The sequence below is a fragment of the Arthrobacter sp. 05L45_2 genome, assembly GCF_056397525.1.
This window is the reverse complement of the sequence record NZ_JBFTNO010000063.1, coordinates 1-14,131: the sequence shown is the minus strand read 5'-3', so window position 1 is coordinate 14,131 and position 14,131 is coordinate 1. Positions and strand designations below refer to the sequence as shown.

Genomic DNA, 14,131 nt, shown 5'->3' with positions numbered 1-14,131 from the left:
CTCCAGGAGCGGCCGGTAGTGCAGGTGGCTGTTGAACACCGTCCACAGCTCCCCGTCCGGGGCCAGCACCCTGGCGGCGGCTTCGATGAGCTTGATCCCGGCGCCGGCATGCACGGCTGCCCCGAGGTGGAACGGCGGGTTGAGCAGTACAAGCCCGGCACTGGCGTCCGGCATGGTGCTCATGGCGTCGTCCTGCAGGACCTCGATCTGCCCCTCGAGCCCGTTGGCCAAAGCCGTGGCCCGTGCCGACTCCACGGCCGCCGCGGACCGGTCGGTGGCGGTAACCCGGGCGTCCGGGTGGCGGCGCGCGTACATGGCCGCGAGGATGCCGGTGCCGCAGCCGAGGTCGACGACGTGGCGAGCACTCGGTATGTCGTCGAGGAAGTCCAGAAGGAAGCGGGTGCCGATGTCCAGCCCAGTGCCGGCGAAGACGGCCCCCCGGGCGCAGATTGAGAGGTCGAGGCCGGCGTTCCGCTCTGTGACGGGGAACGGCGCAGGGCCGGTGGCCGGCCGCGCTTCACGGGCCAGCAGGAGCCGCGATTTTTGCCGGGCCAGCTGCGGCTGCACCGACCCGAAGTAGCGGTCCAGGACAGCATTCATGCCCAGGCTCATGTGTTTGACCCTGCCGCCCGCAAGCAGCACCACGCCGGGCGCCGCGTGGCGGGCTACGGCGTCGGCGATCTCTTCCAGCTCGGCGAGCGAGCGGGGCAGCTGGAGGAGGACGACGCCGGCACCCGCCACGGTCTCTTCCAATGACAGCTGGACGAATTCCTCAGTGAGCCCCGTGGCCGCCGCGTTCCGGAGCAGGGCGCGTTCGCCGGTAACCAGGTCCTCGTGCACGCGCACGGCGCCGTTCTGTGGGCCCGTGTCCGGCCCGGTACCCTGCTGACGGCGCAGTGCCAGCAGGCCGAGGGTCAGCGCGCCATACCGGTCGCCCACGACGGCGACGGGTCCGTCCGACGGCAGCAGGGCCTCGGACCTCAGGTCCGAGGCGGTGTCCAGCAGCAGGCGGTCGGTGGCGTCCCAGGCCTGCAGGTTGGCCGCTTCGACGTCGGGAAACCTCCGGAGCCGAGGGAAAAGGGAGTCAAGAATGTGGTCCGCCACGCGGGGCTTTACCGCCGTTCCTTGTCGGGCCGTCTCAGATCAGGCACGGGTCAATTGCCACGCTCTACGTTATCGGAACCGGCCAGCAGCCGGACCATCGCCGTCACAGCCGCACGCCCGGCACGGTTGGCCCCGATGGTGGAGGACGACGGGCCGTAGCCAACAAGGTGGACGCGTGGCTCCGCGGCGACCTGCGTGCCGTCCATGGCGATGCCGCCGCCGGGACCCCGCAGGCGCAGCGGCGCGAGATGTTCCAGTTCGGCCCGGAAGCCGGTGGCCCAGAGGATGACGTCGGCGGGCAGGAAGCCGCCGTCGGCCAAACTCACTCCCCCGGGTTCTATGCCGGTGAACATGGGCTGGCGCTGCAGGACCCCGCGGGCTTCGGCGGCGCGCAGGGCTGGGGTCCAGATCAGGCCGGTCACGGCGACCACGCTCTGCGGCGGCAGTCCCTGCCGGACCCGTTCCTCCACGAGGGCGACGGCGTTGTGGCCCGCTTGCCGGTCAAAGGCTTCGTCCCGCCAGACGGGCTCCCGCCGGGTGAACCAGGTGGTGCTGGTGACCCGGGAAATTTCGTCCAGCAGGCCCACGGCGGAGATTCCGCCACCGACCACCACCACGTGCCGTCCCCGGAACTCCTCGGCCGAAACGTAGTCGGCCACGTGCAGCTGGCGGCCAAGGAAGCTCGCCTGGCCCGGGTAGATGGGCCAGAAGGGCCGGGTCCAGGTCCCCGTGGCGTTGATGAGTGCCCGGGCGGACCAGGATCCCCGGGAGGTGGTAATCCGGAGCCGTCCGGCCGGGTCGGCATCTTCGCGGGCAACGGAGTGGACCTTAACGGGCCGCTGGATGGCGAGGCCCAGCTGGGTCTCATAGCCGCCGAAATAGCGTGAGAGGAAGCTGGAGCTTGCCTCCGCCGGGTCCACGGAGGGTTGCGGGATGCCCGGAAGGTCGCTGATGCCGTTCACGGTGGCCATCAGCAGGCTCTTCCAGCGGTGCCGCCAGGCACCGCCGGGGCCGTCCTCGGCGTCGAGCACCACATAGCTGCGCTGTTGCCTGTCGTCGCCCGAATCGCCCGGACCCTGGGCTGGCGCCGGCGCCGGCCGCAGCGCGGACACGAAGCCCCGTCGCTGCAGGTGGTAGGCGGCCGAGAGCCCGGCCTGTCCGGCGCCGATCACCACAACATCGGCGAATCGAAGCGGCCGGGTTTCGTTCACGGTCCCCATCCTAAGCCAGGCTTAAATGACTCGAGGTCCCGCTCAGTGAGCGGGACCTCGTTCGGTGGAGCTGAGGGGACTCGAACCCCTGACCCCCTGCATGCCATGCAGGTGCGCTACCAGCTGCGCCACAGCCCCGAATTTTCGCTGCCCCGGTTTCGTTCTCTCCGAAGCAACTCAAATATCTTAGACCAGCACTTCCGAAAATTCCAAATCGGGTATATTCGGGGTTCCGCGCCGGAGGGACGCGGCGCCTAGTCGGTTTCTGTAGCTGCGCCGGCCTTCGCGGAGGCGTCGTCGCCGAGCTGCAGGTCCACGACGGGGCAGTCCTTCCAGAGGCGTTCCAGGGCGTAGAAGACGCGGTCTTCCTCGTGCTGGACGTGGWTGACGACGTCGGCGTAGTCCAGCAGTACCCAGCGGCCGCCGGAGCGCCCTTCACGGCGGACGGGCTTGAGGTCGAACTTGGACAGTTCGTCCTCGATGCCGTCGACGATTGCGTTGACCTGGCGCTCGGACGGAGCGGAGGCGATCAGGAAGACGTCGGCGAGGGCAAGCCGCTCACTGACGTCGAGGCCCACAATGTCCTCGGCCAACTTTTCGGCGGCAGCGCGGGCTGCGTGGCGGGCTGTGGCGATGGATGAATCGGTTGCAGTCACGGGACTCCTTGTTGAAGATAAAACCTGGTGATTATTGAAAATTGTTGCGGAGGCTCATCCGCTGGTGCGGTCACCGGCCCGACGCCGGGACCTGCCGGGGCTTCCCGGCGGTTAGTGCGCCATTCCGGTGATAATCAGGATGATGCCGGCGATGAGCGCCAGCAGCCCCAGGGCCAGCACGCCAAGCTGCAGGGCGCGGAGGCGCTGCGCCCTGCCGAGGCCCGCGGTGGCGGCATCGAGTGGATCCAGGCCGTAGGCGGCATTGGCGGCTACCGGTGGCCGTGCGGCGAAATCCTCTTCCACTGCCTGGACACTGGCGTTCTCCGGCTCGGCGGCGCGGGCCGGACGACGGCTTGACGCGGCCTGCGCGGCCGCCTCGGCACGGGCCAGGACGCCCGCGCGGCCATTGACCGCCGCTGCGTCCCGCTTCCGCGGCTGGCCGTTCCGACGGGAGGTCTTTGAAGGCTGCACCTTCGGGCTGGAATTGGTGACCAGCGGGACGTAGGAGGTGGCGGGCCGCTTCATGACCGGCCGCTCCACGCCGGGCACCTGGACGAATTCCAGCGGGGTGACCATGGCCAGGTTGCTGGCCGTCGAGGGGTCGTTCTTTGGTGCTTCGGTCCGCTGCTGCGCCGGCTGGCTGTTCTGCTGGGCCAGTTTTTGCTTGGCGGCGGCCCGCCGGTTGAGGACGGCTGCGCGCTCGGCCAGGGCGATCTGCTCGGCGAGCATTTCGGGGTCGACGGCGTCCGGGTCCGTGGCAGCGATGTGCTCCATCTTCGCCACCTGGTTCCGGGCCTGGGCGGCGAGGAGTTCGCGCGCGGCCAGAGCCTGCTCCACGCTCATTCCCTCCGGAAGCTTCCCGTCCGGTTCGTTACCCGCTTCAGCTGCCTGCGCCGCGGGCGACGTGCCCGGAGTAGGCTCAGCGTCCGCCGCGGGCGCCGTGTGCTGGGCGGCCTCGGGCTGGTCTGCCGGTCGCTTCGCAGCCGGCGGCACGGCCGGGTGGGTGCGGGTGCGCGGCGACGGGACGATCGGATTGGCCGACGTGGCGGGCGCAGTTTCCTCGGCGAGTTGCTGGAGCCGCAGCTGCCGGCGGGTGGGCGGGCCGCCGGGTGAGAGCTGGCCTTCCTTTTCCGCGAGTTCCTTGATGGTCCGCAGTGCTGCGCGGTCGCGGGCGCGGACCTGGGATGACCGTTCTGCGGGGGTGGACGCAGGGACGGAGTCCACGGGGCCGGGGATGCGGCGGCGGCCGGTGGTCTCGGCCTCCGTAGGAGCCTCCGGGCGTTCCGAGAACGCGGGGGCGGCCTCCTCCGGCTGTGGTGCTGAGCCCGCGGAGCCCGCGGAGCCCTCCTGGCCCGGGGCAGCCGGAGCAGCGCCGGCACCGTCGGTACCGGCGCCGGGCTTGGTGTCCTGGCGTTCATCCCTGGCCTGGCGCAATTCGCGGCGGCTGCGGATGGGAGGCTGTTCCTGACTCATTAAAGGCTCATTCGGTGCTGGCGGTTAGGTGGGTCTCGCGGGCCGGCCGGGGCTCCTGGTGTTCCGGTTCGGGGCTGGCCTGGCCGTCATAGAGATCGTATTTGGCAATGTACTGGACCACGCCATCCGGCACGAGGTACCAGACGGGGTTTCCTGCGGCCACCCGTGCCCGGCAGTCCGTCGACGAGATCGCCATGGCGGGCACCTCGAGCAGGCTGACGTCCTTGCGGCCCATGCCGTCCAGCACGTGGCCCGGGCGGGTGACACCCACAAAGTGGGCCAGGGACCAGAGTTCGTCGATGTCTTTCCACGACAGGATCTGGGCCAGGGCATCCGCGCCGGTGATGAAGAACAGGTCCGCATCCGGCCGCAGCGTGCGGAGGTCCCGCAGGGTGTCGATCGTGTAGGTGGGACCCGGGCGGTCGACGTCGACCCTGCTGACGGTGAAGCGCGGGTTCGATGCCGTGGCAATGACCGTCATGAGGTACCGGTGCTCGGCCTCGCTGACTTTTTTGCTGCTTTTTTGCCAGGGTTGCCCGGTGGGGACGAACACCACTTCGTCGAGGTCGAACTTCGCCGCGACCTCACTGGCCGCTACCAGGTGGCCATGGTGGATGGGGTCGAACGTGCCACCCATCACACCCAGCCGCAGGCGGCGCTTCGCGCCGTGCTGCTTCACTGTGGCGGAAATAACTAGTGGCCCTGGCCGTGGTCGTGCTTGTTCGGGTGCTGGCGGTRCGGGTCCGCGTGCTCCTCGACGGCCTCGTGGCGCTTGCCAAGGTTGCCGTAGGAGAGCGTGATGAACATCAGGACCAGCAGGAACACGAACATGGTGCCGCCAATGACGAACGGCGGCGCGATGAGCGGCGCGAGTTCCTCGTGTTCGACCGCTGCGGCGATGGATGTGGCGATCTGCTGGAACAGCATGTTCTCCCCTAGTGAGTTCACAAAAAATACGATTGTTGGACGACGGCGGTATGCGCCCTCGTCCCTGGCTTCTGTTCCATGTTACCGCGTTACTAGCCGCGGATCTGGCCTTCGCCCTGCACGATCCACTTCGTGGTGGTGAGCTCGGTGAGGCCCATCGGGCCCCGGGCGTGCAGCTTCTGGGTGGATATGCCCACCTCGGCGCCCAGGCCAAGCTCCCCTCCGTCGGTGAACCGGGTGGAAGCGTTCACGATGACCGCGGCCGAATCGATCTCGGCGATGAACCTCTCGGCGTTAGCGAGGTCGTTGGTGAGGATCGCCTCGGTGTGTCCGGTGGACCAGGTACGGATGTGCCGGACTGCTTCATCCAGGCTGTCCACCATGGCCACCGCCAGGTCCAGGTCCATGTACTCGGTGGCCCAGTCCTCGTTGGTGGCCGGCACCGAGTCGAGGCCGGCCGGGAGCGCGGCCCGGATCCGGTCGTCCGTGTGCAGCGTGACACCGGCTTCGCGCAGGGCGGCGGCGACGGCCGGGAGCACGGTCGAGCCGGAGTGGACCAGGAGTGTCTCGACGGTGTTGCAGACGCTGGGGCGCTGGGTTTTGGCGTTGAGCAGGATGTCGACGGCCATCTGCTCGTCTGCCGAGGCGTCAATGAAGATGTGCACGTTGCCTTCGCCGGTTTCGATGACCGGAACGGAGGAGTTAGTGACCACGGTCTGGATCAGGTCGCGTCCGCCGCGGGGAATCAGGACGTCCACACGGCCGCGTGACTTCATCAGGACGTTGGCGCCGTCGCGGCCGAACTGGTCCACGGTCTGGACGGCGTCGGCGGGCAGGCCGACCGATTCCAGGGCGTCGCGGAGAATCCCCACCAGCGCCTCGTTGGTCGCTGCGGCAGCGCTCCCGCCGCGGAGGATGACGGCGTTGCCGCTCTTGAGGGCCAGCCCCGCAATATCGACGGTGACGTTGGGACGTGCTTCGTAGATCGCGGCGACAACGCCCATGGGCACGTTGATCTGGCGCAGGCGCAGGCCGTTGGGCAAGGTCTGGCCGCGAACCACGTTGCCGACCGGATCGGGCAGGTTGGCGAGGTTCTCCAGGGCCGCGGCGAGGGCCTGGACCCGGGCGCCGGTCAGGGTCAGCCGGTCCAGCAGCGCCGCGGAGGTGCCGTTGTCCCGGCCCGCGGCGACGTCCCTGGCGTTGGCGGACAGGATTCGGTCCTGGTGCTGGAGCAGTGCGGCGGCCACGGCGCGCAGTCCGCGGTCCTTCCAGGCACGGTTGGCACGGGCCATCCGGCGGGAGGCCTCCCGGGAGCGGTCGGCGATGGCGTGCACGGCTGACTCGACGTCCGTCACGGCCGGCGGCAGGCCCGTGGAGGGCGCGTCGTGAACCGGCAGGTCGGGGTGCGAAGTCAGGGCCTCAGTCATGCTCCAAGTTTAGGCGAGCAGGCCGCTTAGACCAGCACCAGGTCGTCAACATGAACAACTTCACGGTCATAGCCGCGCCCCAGCGCCTTGCCGAGTTCCCGGGTGGAGCGGCCCAGCATCTGGGGCAGTTCCCCGGCGCCGTAGTTGACCAGGCCGCGGGCCACGACGGTCCCGTCGGTCCCGACCATCTCCACGGCGTCGCCGGCTTCGAAGTCGCCGCTCACGGCGGAAATGCCGGCGGGCAGCAGCGAGGTGTGGCGGTCCCGGACGGCCCGGACAGCGCCGTCGTCGAGCACCAGGGTCCCCTGTACGGATGCGAGGTGGGCCAGCCAGAGCAGCCGGATCGGTTTCCGGGCGCCGTTGACGGAGAACCAGGTTCCCACGTCCTCCCCCGCCAGCGCGGCGGCCGCGTTGGGGGTGGAGGTCACCAGCGCACTGATTCCGGATCCGGCGGCGATGGAGGCGGCCTCGACCTTGGTGACCATGCCGCCGGTGCCCACGCCGGCTTTGCCGGTGCTGCCGATGGAGACGCCGTCGAGGTCGCGTGGGCCGGTGACGCTGGCGATCCGTTTGGCTCCATGCGAAGGCGGACCGTCGTACAGCGAATCGACGTCGGAGAGCAGCACCAGGGCGTCGGCGCGGACCAGGTGGGCCACCAGCGCCGCGAGCCGGTCGTTGTCGCCGAAGCGGATCTCGTGGGTCGCGACGGTGTCGTTTTCGTTCACCACGGGGACGACGCCGAGGTTCAGCAGCCGGTCCAGGGCACGGAACGCGTTGGTGTGCTGGCTGCGGCGCATGAAGTCGTCCGCGGTCAGCAGGACCTGGCTCACGGTCACGCCGTGCGCGCCGAAGGCATGGGTGTACCGGGCCATCAGCAGGCCCTGGCCCACACTTGCGGCAGCCTGCTGGGTGGCGAGGTCGCGGGGGCGTTTCGCCAGGCCCAGCGGGGCGAGCCCGGCCGCGATCGCGCCGGAGGAGACGAGGATGATCTCGGTGCCGGCGTTCCGCTTGTGCGCCAGGGCGTCGGCGAGGCCGGTGAGGGCTTCCTCGTCGATGCCGCCCTTGATGGAGGTCAGGGACGAGGAGCCGACTTTGACCACAATCCGGCGGGCACCTGCGAGCAGGGCCCGGCCGGGAGCCGCCCCGGTTCCGGGCGCCACGACCGTGTTACTCGTCATCGGCTTCGCCGAGTCCACTCTCCTTGAGCGGCTGCGGTGCGCGGCGGGAGCTGACCGATTCGGTCCAGATCCCGGCCTTCCGCTCGGCCTCGAGCTCGGCCCGGGCGGCGGCCTTGGCATCCCGGCGTTCCTGCTGCTCCTCGCGCTTCTGACCGCGGGTGGGGCGGTCGCCGATGTCGGCGAAACGCACGTCGGTGCCGCGGGGTGAGGCGAGGAGTTCCGCGCCGGCCATCATGGTGGGCTCCCAGTCGAAGACGACGCCGTCGTCCTCGCCGATGACCACGGTGTCGCCCGGCTTGGCGCCCTGCTTGAACAGTTCGCTTTCGACGCCGAGCTTGGCGAGGCGGTCCGCGAGGTAGCCGATGGCTTCTTCGTTGGTGAAGTCGGTCTGCTTGACCCAGCGCACGGGCTTCTCGCCGAGCACGCGGAAGAGCGGCTCGAGGTTCTTCTCCTCGCGGCGGATGGTGAAGCCGCTTTCGTTGACGGCGCGGGGCCGCAGGACGGGTGCCTGGACCTTCGGCGGGGTCGCGGCCACCGCATCACGGGCGGCCTTGACGATCTCTGCCATGGCGAAGCCCAGCTGGCGGAGGCCCTCGTGGCTCGTGGCGGAGATTTCGAACACCTTGTAGCCGCGGCTTTCGAGTTCCGGGCGGACGAATTCGGCCATGTCCTTGCCGTCAGGCAGGTCCACCTTGTTCAGGGCCACCAGGCGGGGGCGGTGGTTCAGGGGCACAACTTCGCCGTCGGAACCGGCGTAGCTCATGTCGACTGCGTACTTCTCAAGTTCGGCTTCGATGACGGAAAGGTCAGAGAGCGGGTCGCGCTCGGATTCGAGCGTGCCGCAGTCCAGGACGTGGACCAGGGCGGCGCAGCGTTCGACGTGGCGCAGGAAGTGGTGGCCCAGTCCCTTGCCCTCGCTGGCACCTTCGATCAGGCCCGGGACGTCGGCGATGGTGAACCGCACGTCGCCGGCCTGGACGACGCCGAGGTTGGGGATCAGCGTGGTGAACGGGTAATCGGCGATCTTCGGCCGTGCCGCGGACATCGCGGCGATCAGGCTGGACTTGCCGGCGGAGGGGAACCCGACCAGGGCAATGTCCGCGATGGACTTCAGTTCCAGGACGATGTCGCTGGATTCGCCTTCAATGCCGAGCAGCGCGAAGCCGGGGGCGCGGCGCTTCTGCGAGGACAGGGCGGCGTTGCCCAGGCCGCCGATGCCGCCGGCCGCGGCGATGAACTCGGTACCTTCGCCCACCATGTCGGCCAGGACGGTTCCGTCCTTGCTCTTGACGACGGTGCCCTCGGGAACCGGCAGGATCAGGGTTTCGCCGTTCTTGCCGCCGCGCCAGTCGCCCATGCCGGGGCCGCCGTTGGTGGCGTGCCGGTGCGGGGCGTGGTGGTAGTCGAGGAGGGTGGTGGTCTGCGGGTCGACGCGAAGGATCACGTCGCCTCCGTTGCCGCCATTGCCGCCGTCGGGACCGCCGAGGGGCTTGAATTTCTCGCGGTGTACGGAGACACACCCGTGGCCGCCGGTACCGCCGGATACGTGCAGTACTACCCGGTCTACAAAGCTCGCCACGTGGATCTCCTCAGTGCTGTTCCCCGGACCGCAAAAGGTCCAAGTTGATTGTAATGCGGTTAAAACACCGGTGGAGCGGACCTACTGGTCCGCCCCACCGATTTAGAACTGGTTGTTACTCTGCAGCTGCAGCAGCCACGATGTTCACAACGCGACGACCACGGCGGGTGCCGAACTCGACAGCACCGGGGGTCAGGGCGAACAGGGTGTCGTCGCCGCCGCGGCCGACGCCGGCGCCCGGGTGGAAGTGGGTGCCGCGCTGGCGGACGATGATCTCGCCTGCGGAAACTACCTGGCCGCCGAAGCGCTTGACGCCGAGGTACTGGGCGTTGGAGTCACGACCGTTGCGAGTGGAGCTCGCGCMTTTTTTATGTGCCATTTGAAATGCCTGCCTTTAAAATTCTGGGGAATCTGTTGAAAACCTGAACAGTAACGCTAGTTACTTGATACCGGTGATCTTGACCTTGGTCAGTTCCTGACGGTGACCCTGGCGCTTCTTGTAACCGGTCTTGTTCTTGAACTTCTGGATGACGATCTTCGGACCACGGAGGTCTTCGAGGATCTCAGCCGTAACCGTTACCTTGGCCAGGTCCGCAGCAGCGGACGTAACCTTCTCGCCGTCAACCAGGAGCAGGGCGGGCAGCTCGATGGTGCTGCCGGCGCCACCGGCGACGCGGTTCAGGGTAACGAAGTCTCCAACGGAAACCTTCTCTTGGCGGCCGCCTGCGCGGACAATCGCGTACACCACTTGGGGGACTCACTTCTCTCGACGTTTATTACTAGATTTGCGTGCGGAACCTGGGGCCACATTTTGTAGACCGGCTCACGCTGTGCCTCAACGCCGGTKGATTCCCCGGGGGAACCCATGAGCTATACCGTGGAAAGTCCTGCCCGGAGTACGGGTGAACTGTTCATCAAGGTCATAACCCAAGTGTTGGCGTAAGCACCGAAGATCTAGACTACGCTAATTTTGCCTTCGGCCGCAAACGAGGCCGGCTCCGGAGAGTGATGCGTGACGGCCGCCACACCCCGTCCCCGAGGGGCTGGAGCGGTGCTGCCGCGGCGACTTCCGGAACCGCGCCCCATAATGTTACCGGCCGCAGGGCCGGGGCCGCGTCAGGCGTGCAGCCTCGGCGCGTCGAAGAACGCCACCTCGTAGTCGCAGGACTGCCGGAACGCCTCGGTCATGGCGGTCCGCTCCGACTCGAAACCGCGCCGGGCCGCGGCGTCGGTGTACCGGATTGCCTGCCGCGTAGCCTCGGCGAAGGCCTCGTCGGCGTAGGTGCGAAGCCACTCCGCGTAGGGGTGCTCGGCCGGCGCGCCGGCGTCGAGGTATTGCCTGTGCAAGGTTGCGCCCACCTCGGCGTAGAGCCAGAAACAAGGCAGCGCTGCCGCGGTGAGGACGCCGTAACTGCCCAGCGAGGCCGCGAGGAGATGGTCCACGTAGGCCTTCGTGACCGGACCGGGCCGCGCCTCCCCCGCGCGTCCGGCCAGCCAGGTCCGGTGCAGCTCGGATTCGACCTCGAGGCACTGTTGCGCCGACCGGGCCCAGAAGAGCTGTTCCGCTTCCGACGGCGCCAGGGCGGCCGCGCGGGCCAGGACCCGTGAATAGCCGTTGAGGTACAAGGCGTCCTGGCGCAGGTAGTAGGCGAACTCGTGTTCGGGCAGGGCGCCGCTGGCCAGCCCCCGGATGAAGTCCAGACCATAAATAGCGTCCAGGCCGCCGGTGGCGATCCCGTCGAGGCCCTCGGCGAAGTCGCCGTCAGCCGGCGGCCGGGCGCCGGTTACGTGGTGGAAGTGGTGCACCGGGCCGTTGCCGGTGCCAACTTCGAGGCGTCCGGCGTCCGCCAGCGCCCCCTGAAGCCACGGTTTGACTTCCCGCAGCGCCGCTTCCCAGTCCTGGCACCGGACCTGGGCGGTGGCCAGCGCCGAGGACAGGGAACAGCCCGTACCGTGGCTGTTGCGGGTGGCGATCCGCTCACCGGGCACCTCCACGGTCTCCCCGCGGAGCACTCCCCCGGTGTTGACCAGCGCGTCCGGACAGGTGCCGCCATCGGGCAGGTGTCCGCCCTTGACCAGCACCGTGGTCCCGGTTTGCGCCGCGAGGCGTTTGCCCTGTTCCAACGCCCCGGCCCAGTCCCGGGCGGTCGGTTCTCCGACCAGGATGGCGAGCTCGGCCAGGTTGGGGGTGATGAGGTGCGCCAGGGGCAGGAGGGACCTCAGGGCGTCCTCCGCGGATTCGCGGAGCAGCCTGTCGCCGCTGGTTGCCACCATGACCGGGTCCAGGACGACGACGGCGGGCCGCACCTTCTCGAGCCAGTCCCGGACGGCGGTAATCACCGCGGCGTCGCCGAGCATCCCGATTTTGACGGCGTCGATGGTGATGTCATCGCTGACAGCCTCGAGCTGGGCGGTGAGGAAGGAGGCCGGGGGCACGTGCACGGCCCGCACACCCCGGGTGTTTTGGGCGGTCAGGGCCGTGACGGCGGCCATCCCGTAGCCTCCGTTCGCCGCGATGCTCTTCAGGTCCGCCTGGATGCCGGCCCCGCCGGACGGGTCGGACCCGGCGATGGCCAGGACGCGGGGTATCCGGGCGGTAGCGGGCCGCGTATGGGCTGCCGCCCGGCCCGGGAACGCCGAATGCAGGATGGGGGCAGGGCGGGAGGGGTCCGGCTGGGCCGCCGGGGGCGCGGTTACCTGCGGGGTGGTTGAAAGCATAAGACATCCCTTCGCCGGTGCTAACCGGACAGGTTCAACGGGTCTGGATCTCAGCCGGCTCGATGCGCGGCACCCCGTGTCAGTTCCCCAGCCTAGCCGCCCCGCAGCTCCGGGCCGTTAACGCACTCGCGGGCACCGTCCGGGCCCGACGTGATGTTACGTCGGGCCCGGACGATACCCGCGGGCGGTGGGGTTTTCCCGGGCCTAGAGCTCCGAGGCCGGTACGCCGACGCCGAGGATGACCGGTTCCGCAGCGGCGGACTTAGCGGCGGGCGTTGCCGGTTCCGGCGCCTTGGCCTCGTGGACGGAGACTGCTGCTACCGACGGTGCGTTCTCGCGCTGCTGCACGGACGTCTCGTTGGCGGCACCCTGGGCGCGGCTGGCGCTGCGGTTACGGCGGACCCGGCGGGGTGCCGTGCCGTCTGCCGAACCCGCAGGGGCCTGGTTGACGGGAGCCTTGGCAGCAGGCGCTGCTGCGGCCGGAGCCTTAGCCGCGGGGGCCTTGGCGGGCTCCTGGCGTGCCGGGGCCTGTTGGGCCGGGGCCTTGGCGGCCTCCTGGCGTGCCGATGCCTGCTCTTCGCGGGTGCGGGTGCCTGGCGGCTGGATCCGGGCAGTGCGGGCCCGTCCCCGTCCCCGGGTGGCACGGGGCGACGCCGCTGGGGCCTCGCCGGCGGTCCCGGCCGCCGGAGTTTCGGCTGCAGCCGTCTCGACCGCAGGGGCCGCCGCCGTCTGCGCACCGGACTCGGAGTCGCCCAGGCTCGCGAAAGCCTCGGTCAGCAGGTCCAGGGTCAGCGCCGGTTGCCGGGTTTCCTCGGCGTGCTCGACGAACGGCAGGGCGACCTGTTCGCCGCCGAAGGTCAGGACCGCGGCCGGACGTCCGGCGGCTTCCTCCGTCGAAGCGAGCTCTACCGCGGCATCGAGCGCGGCCTGCCGGGTGGCGGCGTCCGGCGCGGAATGCGCGTCGCCGTCGTGCAGGTGGGCGGCGTGCGCGGCGGCGGCGATGTTCGCCAGTGCCGCGCGGGTTGCCTCCGCCTTGGCGTGGCGTTCCGCTTCCGTCGGCTCGGGGTGGGCTGCAACGGCCGGCGTGGACGGCATGGCCTCGCCGTTCCCCTGGCCGCCCTTGCCGCGGCGACGCTTGCGCTCACTTCGGGCTGCAGGCTGGTGTTCGGTCCGCGGGACGTGGTGCTCAGCGGCGACGGTGTTGGCGCGGCGGTGCTCGACGGGTTCGTCGTGGGTGACGATGCCCCGGCCGGCACACGCTTCGCACTGCTCGCCGAAGACTTCCAGGAGCCCGGTGCCCATCCGCTTGCGGGTCATCTGCACAAGGCCGAGTGAGGTCACCTCGGCGACCTGGTGCTTGGTCCGGTCCCGGCCCAGGCACTCCACCATGCGGCGCAGTACGAGATCCCGGTTGGATTCGAGCACCATGTCGATGAAGTCGATGACGATGATGCCGCCGATGTCGCGCAGGCGCAGCTGCCGGACAACTTCCTCGGCCGCTTCCAGGTTGTTCTTGGTGACGGTTTCCTCGAGGTTGCCGCCGCTGCCGGTGAACTTGCCCGTGTTGACGTCCACCACGGTCATGGCTTCGGTGCGGTCGATCACGAGCGAACCGCCGGACGGCAGGAAGACCTTGCGGTCAAGCGCCTTGTGGATCTGCTCGTCGATGCGCCAGGCGGCGAAGATGTCGGTGTCCTTGGTCCACTTCTCGAGCCGGCCCACCAGGTCCGGTGCCACGTAGGTGACGTAGGCCTCGATGGTGTCCCAGGCTTCCTCGCCGGAGACGATCAGCTTGGAGAAGTCCTCGTTGAAGACGTCGCGGACCACCTTGATGGTCAGGTCAGGTTCCCCGTAAAGG

Annotated in this window: 13 protein-coding genes, 1 tRNA gene and 1 riboswitch; all 14 genes read right to left on the bottom strand. The window is 69.2% G+C overall.

What is annotated here, in order from left to right; translation table 11 throughout:
• The coding region (locus AC1DHD_RS07170; RefSeq protein WP_476879052.1) for a class I SAM-dependent methyltransferase at positions 1-1,104 on the bottom strand (1,104 nt) is incomplete at its 3' end.
• A 50-nt stretch (positions 1,105-1,154) separates the two neighbouring features.
• Complete coding sequence (locus tag AC1DHD_RS07165) at positions 1,155-2,315, bottom strand: NAD(P)-binding domain-containing protein (RefSeq protein WP_476879051.1); 1,161 nt, start codon at positions 2,313-2,315, stop codon at positions 1,155-1,157.
• Between the two features lie 65 nt (positions 2,316-2,380).
• A tRNA-Ala gene (locus AC1DHD_RS07160) sits at positions 2,381-2,453 on the bottom strand.
• 116 nt (positions 2,454-2,569) lie between these two features.
• The gene (rsfS, locus tag AC1DHD_RS07155; protein WP_476879050.1) at positions 2,570-2,971 is read right to left on the bottom strand and encodes a ribosome silencing factor; all 402 of its coding nucleotides are present in this window, start codon (positions 2,969-2,971) and stop codon (positions 2,570-2,572) included.
• A gap of 111 nt (positions 2,972-3,082) precedes the next feature.
• The gene (locus AC1DHD_RS07150) at positions 3,083-4,444 is read right to left on the bottom strand and encodes a hypothetical protein (RefSeq protein WP_476879049.1); all 1,362 of its coding nucleotides are present in this window, start codon (positions 4,442-4,444) and stop codon (positions 3,083-3,085) included.
• A 7-nt stretch (positions 4,445-4,451) separates the two neighbouring features.
• A complete protein-coding gene (nadD, locus tag AC1DHD_RS07145) occupies positions 4,452-5,123 on the bottom strand; it encodes a nicotinate-nucleotide adenylyltransferase (RefSeq protein ID WP_476879048.1) in 672 nt (223 codons plus the stop codon).
• A gap of 14 nt (positions 5,124-5,137) precedes the next feature.
• Positions 5,138-5,371 carry a hypothetical protein gene (locus AC1DHD_RS07140; protein WP_476879053.1) on the bottom strand — a complete coding sequence of 78 codons (234 nt, stop codon included), beginning with the start codon at positions 5,369-5,371 and terminating at the stop codon, positions 5,138-5,140.
• Positions 5,372-5,463: 92 nt separating this feature from the next.
• A complete protein-coding gene (locus AC1DHD_RS07135; RefSeq protein ID WP_476879047.1) occupies positions 5,464-6,798 on the bottom strand; it encodes a glutamate-5-semialdehyde dehydrogenase in 1,335 nt (444 codons plus the stop codon).
• 26 nt (positions 6,799-6,824) lie between these two features.
• A complete protein-coding gene (proB, locus tag AC1DHD_RS07130) occupies positions 6,825-7,976 on the bottom strand; it encodes a glutamate 5-kinase (RefSeq protein WP_476879046.1) in 1,152 nt (383 codons plus the stop codon).
• On the bottom strand, positions 7,966-9,555 hold the full coding sequence (obgE, locus tag AC1DHD_RS07125) for a GTPase ObgE (protein ID WP_476879045.1): 1,590 nt from the start codon (positions 9,553-9,555) through the stop codon (positions 7,966-7,968). Before obgE ends, proB begins: the two co-directional genes overlap by 11 nt.
• A gap of 115 nt (positions 9,556-9,670) precedes the next feature.
• Positions 9,671-9,934, bottom strand: a complete 264-nt coding sequence (gene rpmA / locus AC1DHD_RS07120) for a 50S ribosomal protein L27 (protein WP_476879044.1) — start codon at positions 9,932-9,934, stop codon at positions 9,671-9,673.
• A 60-nt stretch (positions 9,935-9,994) separates the two neighbouring features.
• Positions 9,995-10,303, bottom strand: coding sequence for a 50S ribosomal protein L21 (gene rplU, locus AC1DHD_RS07115; RefSeq protein ID WP_090953333.1), 309 nt, complete (start codon positions 10,301-10,303; stop codon positions 9,995-9,997).
• A 368-nt stretch (positions 10,304-10,671) separates the two neighbouring features.
• Complete coding sequence (gene thiD, locus AC1DHD_RS07110) at positions 10,672-12,273, bottom strand: bifunctional hydroxymethylpyrimidine kinase/phosphomethylpyrimidine kinase (protein WP_476879043.1); 1,602 nt, start codon at positions 12,271-12,273, stop codon at positions 10,672-10,674.
• Positions 12,263-12,360: riboswitch (TPP riboswitch) on the bottom strand. (Overlaps the previous gene by 11 nt.)
• 117 nt (positions 12,361-12,477) lie before the next feature.
• On the bottom strand, positions 12,478-14,131 hold a 1,654-nt coding region (locus AC1DHD_RS07105; RefSeq protein WP_476879042.1), incomplete at its 5' end, for a ribonuclease E/G.